Genomic DNA, 16,389 nt, shown 5'->3' on the forward strand with positions numbered 1-16,389 from the left:
AAACTACGGCACTAAAAAGTAACTACCCGCACATAGGCTTAACCCTGAAAATAACCATATTGTTGCGTAGCTATGCCACAGCTGCGCATTGTTATATACACTCTGCGGGTTATCTTTATCAACTAATATAGTGCAGCTTTGCGAATCTCTAAAACGCAGTAATAATCGTCTGTCGTAACCAATTAAAACACTGTGCAAATGGTTATTAAAGCGAAAGCTTACTAACATTGATTTTTGTGGTAGTAACTCACGCGATGCCACGCGCGTATTAACAACACTCGTTATATCGTCAATCGGGCATACTCGCCAATGATGCTTGCTAATTTTACTTTTTAGCCAGCGCAGTAGTGGCAAAATGCCAACGAATATAAAAATAGCCCCCAATATAAATAGTACTTTGCTCATCAGTTTCTAGCCTTGTAAAGATTGATATACCCAAACGACCTCAAGATGCGAGTTTCAGTTGGTCATTTTGCAGGTGGTTTGGGTGTACACTTTATATGCAGCAATTAAATCACTCAATGCCGTACCAACTGACTTAAATACTGTTATATCCGTTTCATTAAAACGAGCAATGGTATTTACCTTGGCTAAATCAGCCAACTCTGCACATACATCTTGCTCACTAAATACCCCTTGCGCTATCGGTATTAATAACTCACCTGCTTCTGCCAAAACATTTGCTTTGCTATCTACATAAACACGGCTGCGGGTGATGGTCGTGGTGTCGCATTCACGATGCTCGCTGTGATGATTACCTATTAAATCAATATGTGTGCCTGCTTTTAACCAGTTACCATCAAATAATGGTTTAGCAGAACCTGTTGCGCAGCTGATCACGTCAGCGCTATAAATAATCTCCTGTGTGCTTTGTCCAATCACAAACTCAACATCGGGAAATGCATGCTGTAAACGACGTTGCAGGGCGGCTACTTTTAACTTATTGCGCGCCACCAGCGTTACCCGCTTAAAATCACGTACAGCTAAATGTGCACGTACCATGTATTGGGCTAAGTTGCCACTGCCAAAAAACACTAAATGCTTGCTGTTCTCTCGAGATAAATAACGACTCGCCAGTGCAGATACGCTCGCCGTGCGCCACAAAGTAATCCGCGTTCCATCCACCAATGCCAGTGGCTCGCCGTGCTCGCGCGAAAACAGCATAATTTTAGAATACAACGAGTCAAAACCCGCTTCGCCATTGTTTGGAAAGTAAGTAAATGCTTTAACCCCAATCACTTGTTCATTCCAAGCAGGTAGCACAGCAAACGCATCATGGCTGGCACTGTTGCTATCTAACTCATACACGTTACGTTTTGGCATGCCAAAATCGAGCGCAAATCCTTGTTGCATAGCAGTTATTAACGAATCAAAATCAAGAGCGCTATCAATATGCTTTGTATCAATAACTTGCATTTTATAGCTCCAGCTCAAATGGCTTTGGTGCATGCGTTAATATTTCGTAGCCGGTTGGTGTAATTAAAATATCTTCTTCAAGACGTACACCACCAAAATCAGGGATGTAAATACCCGGTTCAATTGTTATCACATTACCAATCTCTAAAACATGACTCACATTTTTATTAATAAAGGGGTGTTCATGTAAAAATAGCCCCAAACCGTGGCCAAGCCCTTGCCCTGCCCACTTCCCATAACCTGAGTCATCCAATACTCGTTGCGAGGCATTTTGTAAATCAATGCAATCAACACCAGGCTTAAGTAAATTAATAGCAGTTTGTTGAGCAGTCGCAACTGCATTGTAAATTTGAGTTTGTTTGCTTGACGCCTTGCCTAATACATAGCTGCGAGTCATGTCTGAGCGATAACCATTAATAACAGCACCAAAATCTAAGGTAATAAAATCGCCCTCTTTAAGTGTGCGCTCACTTGGGCTGCCATGGGGGAGTGATGTACGTTCAGCAAACATTAAAATGGTCGCAAATGACATGCCTTCTGAGCCTAGTTTTTGCATTCTAAACTCAAGCTCTAGGGCTAAATCACGCTCACTCACACCGACTTTAAAGTATGGCAGTGTGTGTGCTAACGCTTCATCAGCAATCGCTGCCGCAGCTTTAATTTGTGTTACTTCCCAGTTATTTTTGATCATGCGCTGGCGTTCAATTACACCTTGGATTGGCACTAATGTATGGCTATTCAAATCATTTGCAACCTGCTGCCACAATGCCACATTTATAAATGCGGCATCAAAACCCAAATCGCTATTAGCTGGTAAAAAACGATTAATACAATGACCCAAGCTCTCGTTATCACGATCACGGCTGATCACTTCAAAACCTTGGCACTCTTGCTTTGCCCGTTCAAAGTAGCGGTAATCAGTAATAAGTACACAACTAGCTGGTGTTACTATTGCATACGCCGCGTTACCACTAAAGCCACTCAAGTAGCGAATATTTTCATGACCTAAAACTAAAATAGCAGTTAAATTATCATTTATTAGTTGTTGTTTTAAAATCTGTTGGCGCTGAAAAAAATGACTATTCATCGAAAAATAAATCCTTGCTTTAGGGGATCGGTCGGATCAATTAAAAATGTATGTTTACCTGTTATAAATGCACTACCAGTAACGCGGGGAATAATAGCAGCATGTGTTTCAAAGGTGCATGATTGCTTAATTTTCACATTAAATAAGGAGCCTAAAATGCTCTCAATATTTGCACTTTGCCCAACGGCTAACTCGCCTTTAGCAAATGCTAATGCTGCACGAGCACTTACGCCTGTGCCTGTTGGGCTTCTGTCAAGTTCACCTTCGGCAAATACACACACATGGCGACTAAAGTGATTGACTTGCGATAACTGACTATTGGAGTAAAAAATAACCCCGTATAGAAAGCCAAGTCCATTATCGCTCGGGTGTTTTGGTTGGTATTGCTTAGTAACCTGCTGTTTAATCGCTTTACCAAGACTAATTATCTGCTCATGATTTTCAGGCGCTAAGCTTAAATCAAGGGTGTCTGCATCAACAAATGCGTAATATGCACCGCCAAATGCTATATCGCAGCTAACTGAGCCAAACATAGGCAAGCTTATTTGAACGTCGAGTTTATCGACAAAGCTGGCGACATTATCAAAATACACCTGCTGTAACTGATTATTTTTAAGTTCAACATAGGCTTTTATAAGCCCTGCAGGGGTGTCTATTCTTAGCTCATTATGACCATCTTTAAACTCAACAAATCTGCAATCTTTTGCAGCGGTTGCCAGCGCAATAATCGCATGCCCGCACATCGTACTGTAGCCTTCATTATGTAAAAAAAGTACGCCAAAGTGGCTATCTGGGCGCTCAGCGGGGGTGATCACTGCGCCATACATGTCAGCATGACCGCGAGGTTCAAACATCAATGCTTTGCGTAAGTAATCAAAGCGAGCTAAACAATCTGCACGTTTTTCAAGCATCGTATTACCTACTAGCTGCTCAAAACCATCAACAATAATACGCAGCGGCTCGCCCCCGGTGTGCATATCCAGGGTGTGTATTTGTAACCAATCATTATTTGGCTGTTGCCAGTGAGAGAATAAAGTGTGGGACATCATCAACTCCTTTTTGCATACAATATATCTTAATGTTTTTTAGTGCAATAACTTTAATGAAAAATGCCGAGCAGTTTCCTGCTCGGCATCAAGGCTGTATCACTCTTAACAGAGAATGTGCTTAAACATTAAAACAACAAGCTCAAAACGATGGGTAAAGTTATTACCTTATTGTTATTTAACAGCATCTTACCAGGGATTTTAAAACTCTATACGCGCGGTTAACGATACATAACGCGCACCTTGTCGGCCTGTCACCAATCCATAGTCAGGGTTAAGCTCTAAGCCATCATCACCATACTGCGCACGCTCTTCATTAATCGAAATGGCACTGTCACTATCAAGTAAATTATAAACAGTGCCTTTTAATGTCATATCAGCGCCAAAAAAGTCTGTGTAATACGTAAGCGACATATCTATATTTGTAGCCCACGGTAAATTACCTTTGCTTCCACGCGGAGCTGGGTTACCATTTTCATCATAATGTGATGCTTGGTCGTAGTATTTACTCGCACATGCATCCCATGGACTACCTTTTGCACAGCTATCGACTCCTTCAGGGTGCACTGAGAAGTAACTCTTAGGTCGACCCGACGCAGTACGCGCAACTAAGCCTAACGTTAACGAGTCTGTAATAGTGTAAGCACCGCTGAGTTTAATAGCGTGGCGATGATCATTTGGTAAATTACCATAACCATGGTCCATCAAGTCACCGTAATCATATGACGTTGTCCAGCCCGGATCCGCTTGGTTATTATCGGTTTTGACGAGTCCTTCCGTGTTGCCATAACTATGAGACCACGTATATGACGTATTAATGCGTAAATCGTCTGTTACATTGCCGTCTAAAGTAAACTCAAGTGCTAAATATTTTCGTTGTGCCGCAGGAAGTGAAAGTTCCTCTGCACTTAAATTAACATCATCAACTTGGCCGTCACCATCAAAGTCATACGACATTTGAATCGCTTCGCCGGGATTATTAAGGACATAATACGAACCCTGACCGACATTATCGGTTATGCCCATTTCTGCTAATTTTTTAGCTAAAACAGGGCCTACATCAGTGTCTTCTACACTGCGACCTAAATCACGGTAAATGGCACGTACACCAGCTGACATGGTATCGAACACTTCTTGTTGATAACCAATGGTAAATTCATCACTGTACATAGGTTTTAAAGAGGCTGATGCTATTAAGCCTGGCTCTGTAATACCACGTTGGCGCCAGCGTCTATCTCGCAGCATTTCACCACGACTTGGCGAACCATCGGTCATTAAGCTTGGCGCTCCGTTACCATCTAGCTGATCTAAATCGAAATATTCAAACCACTCTACTGACGCAGACCCTTGAGTGATATTCATATTGGCAGACACTGGCTGGAAATAACGTCCATAGGTTGCAAAAATCTTTGAGCTGCCATCACCTGATAGATCGTAGATAGCTTGTAAGCGTGGCGCAATTTGACCATCAATATCTACAAAAGCACGGCCATCTGATACCGTATTTTCAAATTCGCTGTATCGAACACCTAAATTAAGCACTAAATTATCAGTCGCCTGCCAAGAGTCGTTAATATAAAATGCCAATGAAGAAACGTCTGACTCTACGTCACGAGTACGGATGCGACGTTCAATATAATCACTACCGACCGCTGCGCCTGATACATCATTTTCGCCCGCAGTTTTTACTGTCCACCAACCTTCTGCATCACCAACACCGTTCTGGCCTGAATTAGATACCACATCAACTTTGGTGTAATCCACACCAAATTGAATTGAATGTGCATCTAAATCCCAACTAAAATCGATACGTGCTTGATCACGAGTGTACTCCTCTTCGCTAACCGCGGAATTAGTGTGTTGGCTTAGCGTAACAGAGCCATCACGTGCATCCCATACACCAGGGTTTGGCGAGGCTACAACGTTTTCAACATTTTCAGTAACGCGCCCTATTACCGCAGAGACAGAAAACGTATCGCTAAGGTAACCATTATAGTTAATGCTATATACATTACCGCCGTCTTCACCCGGCGCATCCACACCTTGTTGCGCACCTACAACATTGTCTTTCCAGCTATAAGCAAAGGTTTTATCAGTCCATGTACGTTTGTTGTTCATGGCTGAAAAGCCTACTGAATGGTCTTCATTAATAAACCAATCTACTTTGGTAAACCAGCGATCTTCATCACGCTCAAAATCTGAGAACGTCGTTTGACCTGCGCTATTAGACTCCTCACGGCGCGGTGCAAATAAACCATAAAAGAACAAAGTATCTTCGATAATCGCACCACTGGCCCACAATTGCAGTTCTTTAAAGTCGTAACTGCTTTGCTGCGTATTGGTGCTTATCGTGCCATTATCTTGAAATATTGAGTCATGTTGGCTACGTAAGCTATTTGGATCCCAGCGTACTTCAGCACCAAATTTAAAGTCATTATCACCTGATTTAGAAACAGCATTAACAATACCGCCTAATGCACCACCAAATTCAGGACTCACGCCGCCCGTTTTAACTTGGGTTTGCGAAATAGCTTCCCACGGCAGGCGTATTGAACCTAACCCGGTACGAATACTCGTCACATTTAAACCATTAAAGTAATAGCCATTTTCAGCAGCAGACGAGCCACCAAAGCTCGATGCACCTTTAAAGTTTGAGCCACCCGGTGCAACAGTACCCGGCGCTAATAACGCAATACTTTCAAAACCCGTATTTACTGGCATCGCTTTAAGCTCAGCGTCGCTAAATGTTAAGCCCGACGTAGAAGACGCCATATCAACACGACGGATCGCAGCGCCTGTTACCGCAATACGCTCCATATCGGTACCCGCTTTATATAGCTGTACATCAAGAATAATTGATTGCCCAATCGTCACCGCAACATTTTCTTCTGTTAGTGTTTGGTAACCATCTTTAACAATTGTCACATCATACGTACCTACTGGTACATTACGCAGCAAATACTCACCTTGCGCATTACTTGTAATGGTATAAACCAAGCCCTTGCTTTTATGCTTTAGTGTGATTGTTGCGCCAATTAAATCCGTACCTGCCTGAGCCACAACATGGCCTTTTACAACACTGCTACCATCTACCGCATGCGCAGCAGGTGCCATCATTAACGCAGCTGTAACCGCCGTTGCTAATAATGTTTTAACGCCAACACCCCGAGTTTGCTTTTTATTATATGTAAACATGAATATGTTCCTTGATCCTGTTGATTTTTGTTGTCTGTCTAACCTCTGACGCAAAAAATATACACTCATTACATATTGTATACAATATTAAATATACATTTATTTCACATGTCATATAAAAAATATGTTTCATTTGAAAAGAGAACAGCAATAAAAACAAGGAAAGTAGACGGGAGTTTACCTCGCGCAATTTTATATATTTGAAGATCCGCCAGGCATAAAGCCCCGCCTACGTGAAATATAAACCACATTATTGAGCATAGCTCTAGGCGAGTCACTTTTCATACTCTAAGTGCTTTGACGCTAGTTTGGTGGGACTCTTCAGATCTGTCGGCTACTATTCAATCTTAAGGTAGATGTCAGATTTATTTATATTTAGCTTTATTTTTATCCCGGCCTTGCCGAAGTTAATTTTACTGATACAATGATTGCATAATGTATACAATATAAATAAAAAGAGAGGATATGATGGAAGCAAGCAGTAAAGATTGGCGATATACAGTTATGCCGGCCGTATTTACATGGCTAAAAGAGTCAGAATCCGGAGTCCTTGAAATTGACCTTGAAGCAACACAAAAATACGCTGCTGATATTTTAAAAGTTCAAGGTAAAGGTGGAGCTAGAATGGGTGGGCTGGTTGGCTCTGGTACTCTGGGTGAGAATAGCTACCTAAGTTCTGAGCAGCGCCTTTCTTTACTAAAAGCCCTTTCTAGTGTTGCTAAAGAATACAATGTTCCATTGATCAGTGGCGCTGCGGCAGAAACGAAAGAAGAACTTGCTAAAATCGTTAAAGAGCTAGCAACAGTTGGCGTGGATACCGTTATGGTAATGCCACCAAAAACAACAGTAGCACCATCTGATGAAAAAATGTATGCGTACTACGCACTTTCTGCTGCGGCTGCAAAAGATGCCGGCATAACAATAATGCCTTATAACAACCCTGATGCGGCCGGCTACCATGCGCTCTCAACTGATCTTCTAACAAGACTTGCAGCCCTACCTGAAGTCACTGCGCTTAAAATATCGACTATCGACGTGTCAGTTATTGAAACAATGATACTAGAGAACAAAGATTTAAAAGTGCTGGCCGGTGTTGATACCGTAACGGTACATGCAGGGCTCGCTGGTGCATGTGGTGGAATTACAGGCGTTGGGTGTATATTCCCAAAAGCGAGTATTACTATGCAAGAATATGTAAATAATGGAGAGTGGGCTGAGGCAAATAAAATTTCTCAGGCGATGAATTCTATCTCCTACCTTGATGCACAACCGTTACTTTTAGAGTACCTAAAATTTGCTTTCGGAATTCATCATAACGATGCCAACGGCGGGCTTCGTACCTTTGGTAAGAAGTTAACTCAACCGCAAATTGATGACGTGCGCGCACGATATATCAAAGCAAAAGAAAGACTTGAAATTCTGGGCTTAATAGATTGATCTTTTAGAATATTCGCAAAGAAAACTCCGCTTTACGGAGTTTTTTTGTATCTACAGTTTAACTGTTATTGTTACATCTTGAGCTATTCAATATTCATGCTAATTAAACGTCATAAAAACAGGGGAAACACCAATGTTAAGATCAGTGGTGTGGAGCTGGAGGCTAGAGAACTCCGGCTACCCGGTTATGTTCGAAATTTAACAGCTGTGCCAAACACTAATATTTCTGATGCCCCATCAGTAACTGAGCTAGTTGTAAATCGTATTCCTACTATTGCATCGGCATTTAACTTTTTTGCATCTTCTATTAATCGTTCTACCGCTATATTTCGAGCTTCCATCAACATCTCGGTATAGCCTTTGAGTTCGCCGCCCACAATACCTTTTAAACCAGCCATGATATCTCGACCAACATGTTTAGACTGAACCATGTTCCCATTGACGATGCCCAATACAGCTTCAATTTCCTTGCCAGGAACAGTTTCCGTTGTCGTATAAATCATAATTTCTCCCTAGAACATAACGAGCCTGTAAAATAGCTCGTTTTAATTTATTTTTATTGATGCATCAACCATAGCTGAGTTCCTATTTTGGTTCAATCGGTTACTTCTATTTCACGTAAATATAAAAAGAGGACTTGGTGTTGTTTTAATCGGCGTTTTGAAAGGGAACGCTGGTATTTGAGTGGTTTATTTAAAGTGATAAGGGTTTACCCTTATTAATGCATCGTGTTTCTCAGCTTTTCTATATTATGAACAAGGCAATACAGCTGCCGCAGAATAAAGTGAATGCATTCACATTAGTTTGTCCGCGTAAGGTCAATTTATTCATGTCTTTATTGACTGTTATATTGCGCTTTTTACCTCAAGAAAGACAGGCTTAATACTGCCGAGTCTTTTACCATTACTTTATAAAATATTGTCGTCATTCCAATAGACTGTCTATTTTGACCTTCATCTTGTCAATGTAGCTCATTTTCAGCCTGCCAATGCTTATTATCTAACGGTGGATTTAGATCATTGGATCCACTATAGAATAAAAATGTGCCACTGGCGACAATGGCGCTCTTTCCAAAGGAATAGCGCGCACCAAAGTACGCAATTTAATGAAATTGGGTGTTAGCGAACAACTGCCATAGCCTGTGATATCACCAGTACCAAAAGTAGGCGCTTGGAAGCGAAGGCCGTTGTGGAAGCTCAAAAACAAAAGGAATTAACATTGCGCTAGGCAATGACTACTTAGCATCACAAGGTTTAGTGTCATTGAAAGATATTTGGATAAATATTCATTACGGGAGATGAACCGCCCATTGCACTTCCTGTTAATAAAAAGCGCATGATGGGTGGTGTGGGGGCTCGAGGTTAGAGACCTCCGGCTACCCTATTATATTTTTTATGCCACTGCAAAGTTTACTGCGTGGACATTGGTTAAATTAATTTTTTGTTTTGCATGCCACAGGTCGTAGTTATCTTGCATTGCTAACCAACTCTCAGGAGTTCTGCCAATGGCTTTAGATAACCGAAGTGCCATTTCTGGTGAGATTGCACTTTGACCTTTTAGAACTCTATTTAATGTAGACGATGCTACATCTAGTTGTTTAGCTAAATAACGGCAACTAAAGCCTGCAGGCTCTAGGTAAACGTCATAGATAAACTCTCCTGGATGTGGTGGATTATGCATAGTCATTAGTGATAGTCCTCATAATTGAGAATGTATGCATTACCATCGATAAACTCAAAAGTAATGCGCCAGTTACCATTTACAGTAATAGACCAAATCCCGTCACGATCCCCTTTGAGAGGGTGCAATTTAAAACCGGGTAAATTGACATCATCAATTTCTTGTGCGGTATCTATTGCTGCAAGTTGCATGCGCAGTTTGCATTGATGCTTGGCCTGAATTCCAGCAACACTTCCTGTTTGGAAGTATTTCTTGAGGCCTTTATGCTTGAAAGATTTAATCATGCCACAAGTATAGCGCGATGCGCATCACTCAACAATAAAAATATAATGAGCCTGTAGCATAACTCGTTTTTAATTTATTTTTATTGATGCTTCAACCATAGCCGAGTTCCTATTTTGGTTCAATCGGTTACTTTGATTTATCGTAAAATATCAAAAATACAAACTTTAAGGTGGGTGTCATTTTTGTTTTCCAAAATTCTCGTAACACTTTGGAAAATAACCCCAAACTCTAATCGTTGAGTCTTTAACTTCAAACTCGAAACCCATATTACTGACTAGATTTAAAACAGGTTTGGTTAATTCAATGTCAATCCATTCAACACTCAACATTGGAAATGGTAAGTGATAATACCACTCACTATCCCAATGTGAAATATAACCATTTACAACCTTGGTTCTATATTGAGGGTGGTATGTTAATTCACGAACTTCTGAGATTAACTTATTCCATTTTGTGTTGTTTGCAGCTCCAACTAATTGCTTTTCGGTAATTATCCGTTTCGCTTCTTTAACATACTTTTCATCGGATACGGCATCAGCCATTGGAAGAAGACTCATTTGTATACCTAACGAGCCTGTAAAATAACTCGTTTTTAATTTATTTTTATTGATGCTTCAACCATAGTCGAGTTCCTATTTTGGTTCAATCGGTTACTTTGATTTTACGTAAATATAAAAAGAGGACTTGGTGTTGTTTTAATCGGCGTTTTGAAAGGGAACGCTGGTATTTGAGTGGTTTATTTAAAGTGATAAGGTTTACCCTTATTAATGCATCGTGTTTCTCAGCTTTTCTATATTATGAACAAGGCAATACAGCTGCCGCAGAATAAAGTGAATGCATTCACATTAGTTTGTCCGCGTAAGGTCAATTTATTCATGTCTTTATTGACTGTTATATTGCGCTTTTTACCTCAAGAAAGGCAGGCTTAATACTGCCGAGTCTTTTACCATTACTTTATAAAACATTGTCGTCGTTCCAATAGACTGTCTATTTTGACCTTCATCTTGTCAATGTAGCTCATTTTCAGCCTGCCAATGCTTATTATCTAACGGTGGATTTAGATCATTGGATCCGCTATAGAATAAGAATGTGCTACTGGCGGCGATGGCGCTCTTTATAAAGGGAATAGCACACACTAAAGTTCGCAGTTTAATGAAATTGGGTGTTAGCGAACAACTGCCATAGCCTGTGGTATCACCAGTACCAAAAGTAGGCGCTTGGAAACGAACGCCCTTGTAGTAGCTCAAAAAAAAAGAATTAACATTGCGCTAGGCAATGACTATTTAGCGTCACAAGGTTTAGTGTCATTGAGAGATATTTGGATCAATATTCATTACGGGAGATGAACCGCCCATTGCACTTCCTGTTAATAAAAAGCGCATGATGGGTGGTGTGGGGGCTGGAGGTTAGAGACCTCAGGCTACCCGATTATGTTCGTAACTTATTGAGTAAAAAGCTGTTCTGCCGTATTCATTGGCAAAAACATACGAATTCGACCATTATGCTCGCATAGCACTTCAAAGCCAAATTTCGTGTAAAAGGCTTGAGCAGAGTTAGTAAGGCAGTCAACAACAATGGCATACGCTCTCATGTGGTGATTGACTTCCCATAAGTACTTAAGTGCCCGAACTAGGCTAACCTTTCCCAAACCAGAGCCGTGATACTCCTTATGTACGGCAAGCTGAGCAAGTAAAAATACAGGTATGGGATAACGAGGGAGCTTCTTTGCAAATTGCACAGGTAAGGTTTCGCGGCAAATTGAGCTTGCCGCCACACTGTAAAACGCACAAATCGCATACTTTTGATTGAGTAATGGCTGGACACTAGGTAACACCATTGTTCGGCTAATACCCGCTTGCATATGTTTAGCCGCTTGAGTTTTGATAAACACATTTAACTCTTGCTCACCACAATCAAAAGAATTGCGATCATGTTTCGATTTACTCAGTTCAACAAACTCTTTACCCCAACTCACTTAATGCAACTCTCATCTGTAAACCTCGCCGCTTCAAGCAAAGCCTGGTTTGGCGCTTTAGCTTTATCACACGCATGCATAAATTCATCAAAGACGCTGTCCTTAACAACGATACTCTCATGTTCTTCAATTACGTGCGTAGCGTCTTCATCCATTAACCTAACCACATATTCAGTTAAACTTTTTAAACCAAGTAACGCCGATGCCTTTTCTGCTTTTGCCTTAATCTCTTCATCAAGACGAATATCTAAGCGCGCTGTTGCCATAATGCCTCCTACGTACGGAACAACTCCGTAACCACGAGTAGATTATAGTGCACTTAATGAACCGATTCAATACGTACGGAAAACTACCGGAAGGTGAGAGAATATAACGAGACTGTAGAATAACTCCAACAGCCAAATCCAATTAAAAAAGAGCTCCTGTAATTAACGCTGGTTGTTTTTGAGAAAGCATTTTGCTGGCAATAGTCAGTGATAGTTAAATCGCTAGCTTGTTGTTCTTCAATGATACTACATCACTGCTCTGGGTAAGAGAACTCACTAACCGCAACTGGGGGATCTCAATGACCCTACAAATTCATAAACTCACGCAGTATTTACGTGGCTGGAGACACTACTGCCTAATAGCCAACGCTTATCAACTAACAGTGGATTTAGATCATTGGATCCGCCGTAGGATAAGAATGTGCTACTGGCGGCAATGACGCTCTTGATAAAAAGAATAGCGCGCACCAAAGTACGCAGTTTAATGAAATTGGGTGTTAGCGAACGACTCGCCATAGCCTGTGGTATCACCAGTACCAAAAGTAGGCGCTTGGAAGCGAAGGCCCTTGTAGAAAGGAATTAACATTGCGCTAGGCAATGACTACTTAGCATCACAAGGTTTAGTGTCATTAAAAGATATTTGGATCAATATTCATTACGGGAGATGAACCGCCCATTGCACTTCCTGTCAATAAAAAGCGCGTGATGGGTGGTGTGGGGGCTGGAGGTTAGAGACCTCCGGCTAACCGATGATACGCAATGACTGTAATAGAACACAGCTTCTCTTGCAATTAAATTAACACCTTCATCTATTTCAGATTGAGTAGGAGAGTTAATGATTTTAACAACCTCAACTAAAGCTGATTCCATTACTTGTGGTTTCAGTTTCATAATTAAATACTCAATGACATTACACTTCCAGATATCATCATTACCCAGTAAGATTTCATTGATAAACGGAACTAAATCATCGTTCGCCTGTGATAGTTTTTCCGCAACAGGTAATGCCACTGGCCAATTAATATCTTGAAGCCATGGAAGTAGTTGCTCAAAATATAATGGCAACTCCGAATTAGAGATAGCTTGTAAGTTAATGCATGCATCTAAATCATGTTTATTTTGTGGCACAATGTTCGAATTCATATTTGCGTATAACTTTAAGCTAAGGGGCGCTGATACGTGGGACATAATGGCGAAGCCGCCCCGCGTATAGGCGTCCCAGCGACCGAAGGGAGAGGCTTAAGCGCTTTGTTAGCAGTCATTGTTTAAATTACCTCTTAAGCTTTTTAAAACTCGAAGAAGACTAATTGTAAGACATACAACTGCAACTGATGGAGAGTAAATCATTAGCAGCTCCGTCAAAGACAAGGAATCATTTTCTTGATAACTATATTCTGATACGACACCTGATAAGACACTTAGAACCAGTACCGTTAGACAAGAGAAAACGAGCAGCCGAGAATCCTTGGAGTTAACGCGACGATTTAATTTAACTGAGCCCACTAACAAAGCTATAAAACAAGCGCAGATGACAAGTGCATCTAAGGCGTAAAAAAGAAATTCCAGTAAAGTAAAACCGTACATTTCATATATTACTTGCTTAAAAAATTCCATTTAACTTAATCCTAAAACCTGACTGCTAACGAGGCTGTAGAATAACTCTAACAGCCAAATTCAATTAAAAAACGAGCTCCTGTAATTAACTCTAAGCGTTTTTAAAGCATTAGGTAATGCATTTGGAACCCATAAAACAGGCTGTTTTTCTTAAAAAAGAGTAATTCTACAGCCACAACGCCTAAATAACAGGCTTAAAATTGTTGGCTATAATACCGAGCGAAGCGAAGGAAGCCAACTGTTTTAAGTCCTTGTTTATTTTCTTGTTAGTTGCCCGGTACTATGAACCTTTATTTTTTAAAAACTAAAATCAGACTAAAAAATTGCAGGGTCAGTCACATCCCATATTTTAAGTTTAGTTAGGATTTTCGGTATTTCGTAAGTAAAAACATTTGCATCGAGTGAAGAGCTATTACACATACCAACAAAGGCTACTTGCTCCTTGGGTCTACGGATATAACTAGTGCTTGTCCCCATCCATCCGCCATTGTGCAGCGTATAATTCGGCTCTATATATTGCCCATTAGCATAAAAAGTTATTCCGTTGTTTTCGAATGAGTGTTGACTATTTGGCGTATTAAATTGAGCCATCAATTTGTTAGGAGCATCACCTAATTTCGGGGTATAAAAGTGATTATCCCAAATCAACATATCTTCGAGTGTCGTGTAAAGACCACCGTCACCCACAACAAAAATATTTGTTTCATAACGTTTTAATCCAATATCTTTGAATGTTCTATACCCTTCGGCACGGTTAGGTACTATCTCTCGCATATCATCAGCGAAAAAAGTGTCGTGCATACCAAGCGGTTCAAATATATATTTTGTAGTGTACTCCCGCATGGACATGCCACTGACTTTAGCGACTAACTCCGACAATAAAAAATAAGCGAAGTTACTATAAGCCTGTTGCGTATCAGGCTGATGCTCTAAAGGAAGCGATTTTATGACATCGTAGTATTCTTCTCTGGTCAGGTAGTCCTCATCACCAAGTCTGAACGGACCACCTGCGGTCGACAGTAGTGGTTTGGGTAAGAGCGATTGAAGTGTATCGTAATCTGCCATTCCTGAAACGTGACCTAACATTGAGTTGATAGTTACTTTTACACCGTAGTCTTTCAAATCAGTAAGATATTTCCGTATATCATCATCAAGGTTAATTTCCCCTTTTTCTGCTAACAACAATACCGCAAGTCCGGTGAATTGTTTGGATACAGAAGCCATACGAAATACTGATATTGAACTGAGTGGAACCTGATGTTCGATGTTTGCCAAACCATAGCTTTTCTTGAATAAAAATTGCTGATTCTTAATAACACCTACAGAGCATCCCGGTCCATTAACAGGTATAGACTCTCCTGCAATTCTATCAATTTCCTTTTCCAGTAGTGTTAATTGTGTTTCGCTTCCCATAACGGCAAATGAAAATAACAAAAGAACCCCAGCGATTGCTTGAATACTTTTATACATTAATTTCCCCTTTTTTTATTATTAACTATTCTAATAGCTGAATAGTTTCAACACTTCCCTTTACAGCAATCAGTCCAATTATCTACGCACTTCTTCGTAGGTTGGCTTTTTTTGTTGAAAAAGTCAACAAAGTGATGAAATGAGCAAAATCGGATGATCACAATTATTGTTATTGGCACTGAAGACATATTTCGAAATTTTGATTACGGCAGCTTTAGCCTTACAGTGCCTTAAAATTAATAAATATTAGATTTTCTCTTGCTAACACTTACATTTAAAAGTGGCAAACCAAAATGCAATTGGATGGTTAGGCTTGATGCAATTGAGTGGCACTAATGGTAGATATTTTCCATCAAAACTCGACGCCTACGCCTAGGGCAACTAACGAGGCTGTAGAATAACTCTAACAGCCAAATTCAATTAAAAAATGAGCCCCTATAATTAACTCTAAGCGTTTTTAAAGCACTAGGCAATGCATTTAGGACCCACAAAACTGGCTGTTTTTCTTAAAAAAGAGTAATTCTACAGCCACAACGCCAGAGTCAGCGGCTATGCGATCACTATCTCAGTTAGTTGAATATCGACGAAACTTGGTGCAGGACAGCGTGAACTTATCAAATAAGATAACGGCTACATTGAAGAATTACTATCCGCAAGCACTTGAATGGTTTAAAGAAAAGGATACGTTTATATTCTGTGATTTCATCAGTAAATGGCCTTCACTTGCTCTCGTAAAAAGAGCAAAGAAGCAAACATTATTAAACTTTTTCAATAGCCATAACTCACATTACGCTCAGGTTAATGATGCCCGTATTTTGAGTATTAAAAATGCCATGCCATTAACAGAAGACACGGGAGTAATAGAACCAAATCAACAGTTAGTTGAAGTGCTCATTGCGCAATTCAAAGTGTTACTCA

16 protein-coding genes and 1 pseudogene are annotated in these 16,389 nt (G+C 40.4%); 4 read left to right on the forward strand and 13 right to left on the reverse strand.

Annotated elements, in window-relative coordinates:
* Nucleotides 1-3 precede the first annotated feature (3 nt).
* From HH219_RS15320 to HH219_RS15340, 5 genes are all read right to left on the reverse strand, one after another.
* Nucleotides 4-405, reverse strand: a complete 402-nt coding sequence (locus tag HH219_RS15320; protein WP_054205937.1) for a hypothetical protein — start codon at nucleotides 403-405, stop codon at nucleotides 4-6.
* Nucleotides 406-459: 54 nt separating this feature from the next.
* Complete coding sequence (locus HH219_RS15325) at nucleotides 460-1,416, reverse strand: ornithine cyclodeaminase family protein (RefSeq protein WP_054205936.1); 957 nt, start codon at nucleotides 1,414-1,416, stop codon at nucleotides 460-462.
* Between the two features lies 1 nt (nucleotide 1,417).
* Entirely contained in the window at nucleotides 1,418-2,503 is a 1,086-nt protein-coding gene (locus HH219_RS15330) for a Xaa-Pro peptidase family protein (protein ID WP_169327963.1), read from the reverse strand.
* Complete coding sequence (locus HH219_RS15335) at nucleotides 2,500-3,549, reverse strand: proline racemase family protein (protein ID WP_169327975.1); 1,050 nt, start codon at nucleotides 3,547-3,549, stop codon at nucleotides 2,500-2,502. Before HH219_RS15335 ends, HH219_RS15330 begins: the two co-directional genes overlap by 4 nt.
* Before the next feature lie 201 nt (nucleotides 3,550-3,750).
* A complete protein-coding gene (locus HH219_RS15340) occupies nucleotides 3,751-6,744 on the reverse strand; it encodes a TonB-dependent receptor (protein WP_169327964.1) in 2,994 nt (997 codons plus the stop codon).
* A gap of 468 nt (nucleotides 6,745-7,212) precedes the next feature.
* On the opposite strand from HH219_RS15340, the gene HH219_RS15345 reads away from it, so the two are divergent.
* Complete coding sequence (locus HH219_RS15345; protein ID WP_169327976.1) at nucleotides 7,213-8,181, forward strand: dihydrodipicolinate synthase family protein; 969 nt, start codon at nucleotides 7,213-7,215, stop codon at nucleotides 8,179-8,181.
* 185 nt (nucleotides 8,182-8,366) lie between these two features.
* Here the strand turns inward: HH219_RS15345 and HH219_RS15350 are convergent, their stop codons facing one another.
* The 4 genes from HH219_RS15350 to HH219_RS15365 form a co-directional block, all read right to left on the reverse strand.
* Nucleotides 8,367-8,684 (reverse strand): heavy metal-binding domain-containing protein, encoded by a 318-nt coding sequence (locus tag HH219_RS15350; RefSeq protein ID WP_054205931.1) that lies wholly within the window; start codon nucleotides 8,682-8,684, stop codon nucleotides 8,367-8,369.
* A gap of 889 nt (nucleotides 8,685-9,573) precedes the next feature.
* Nucleotides 9,574-9,867, reverse strand: a complete 294-nt coding sequence (locus tag HH219_RS15355; protein WP_054205929.1) for a HigA family addiction module antitoxin — start codon at nucleotides 9,865-9,867, stop codon at nucleotides 9,574-9,576.
* Nucleotides 9,867-10,145 (reverse strand): type II toxin-antitoxin system RelE/ParE family toxin, encoded by a 279-nt coding sequence (locus tag HH219_RS15360; protein ID WP_169327965.1) that lies wholly within the window; start codon nucleotides 10,143-10,145, stop codon nucleotides 9,867-9,869. Before HH219_RS15360 ends, HH219_RS15355 begins: the two co-directional genes overlap by 1 nt.
* Nucleotides 10,146-10,322: 177 nt before the next feature.
* Entirely contained in the window at nucleotides 10,323-10,703 is a 381-nt protein-coding gene (locus HH219_RS15365; RefSeq protein ID WP_169327966.1) for a DUF6678 family protein, read from the reverse strand.
* 494 nt (nucleotides 10,704-11,197) lie between these two features.
* Here HH219_RS15365 and HH219_RS22090 point away from each other — a divergent pair, with 494 nt between their 5' ends.
* Nucleotides 11,198-11,266, forward strand: a complete 69-nt coding sequence (locus tag HH219_RS22090; protein ID WP_349251625.1) for a hypothetical protein — start codon at nucleotides 11,198-11,200, stop codon at nucleotides 11,264-11,266.
* Between the two features lie 321 nt (nucleotides 11,267-11,587).
* Here the strand turns inward: HH219_RS22090 and HH219_RS15375 are convergent, their stop codons facing one another.
* Nucleotides 11,588-12,121, reverse strand: coding sequence for a GNAT family N-acetyltransferase (locus tag HH219_RS15375; protein WP_169327967.1), 534 nt, complete (start codon nucleotides 12,119-12,121; stop codon nucleotides 11,588-11,590).
* Nucleotides 12,118-12,387, reverse strand: coding sequence for a DUF1778 domain-containing protein (locus tag HH219_RS15380; protein ID WP_054205926.1), 270 nt, complete (start codon nucleotides 12,385-12,387; stop codon nucleotides 12,118-12,120). Before HH219_RS15380 ends, HH219_RS15375 begins: the two co-directional genes overlap by 4 nt.
* A gap of 299 nt (nucleotides 12,388-12,686) precedes the next feature.
* On the opposite strand from HH219_RS15380, the gene HH219_RS22095 reads away from it, so the two are divergent.
* Nucleotides 12,687-12,827 (forward strand): group II intron maturase-specific domain-containing protein, encoded by a 141-nt coding sequence (locus HH219_RS22095; protein WP_249118534.1) that lies wholly within the window; start codon nucleotides 12,687-12,689, stop codon nucleotides 12,825-12,827.
* A gap of 205 nt (nucleotides 12,828-13,032) precedes the next feature.
* Here HH219_RS22095 and HH219_RS15390 read toward each other — a convergent pair whose 3' ends face one another.
* Nucleotides 13,033-13,530, reverse strand: a complete 498-nt coding sequence (locus HH219_RS15390) for a DUF5071 domain-containing protein (protein ID WP_169327968.1) — start codon at nucleotides 13,528-13,530, stop codon at nucleotides 13,033-13,035.
* A gap of 786 nt (nucleotides 13,531-14,316) precedes the next feature.
* On the reverse strand, nucleotides 14,317-15,471 hold the full coding sequence (locus HH219_RS15395) for a serine hydrolase domain-containing protein (RefSeq protein ID WP_169327969.1): 1,155 nt from the start codon (nucleotides 15,469-15,471) through the stop codon (nucleotides 14,317-14,319).
* A 551-nt stretch (nucleotides 15,472-16,022) separates the two neighbouring features.
* On the opposite strand from HH219_RS15395, the pseudogene HH219_RS15400 reads away from it, so the two are divergent.
* Nucleotides 16,023-16,389: pseudogene (locus HH219_RS15400) on the forward strand (IS110 family transposase); the annotation flags it as partial.

Origin of the sequence: Pseudoalteromonas sp. NEC-BIFX-2020_015 (genome assembly GCF_012952265.1) — a bacterium.
In the GTDB taxonomy this organism is placed as follows: Bacteria; Pseudomonadota; Gammaproteobacteria; order Enterobacterales; family Alteromonadaceae; genus Pseudoalteromonas; species Pseudoalteromonas neustonica.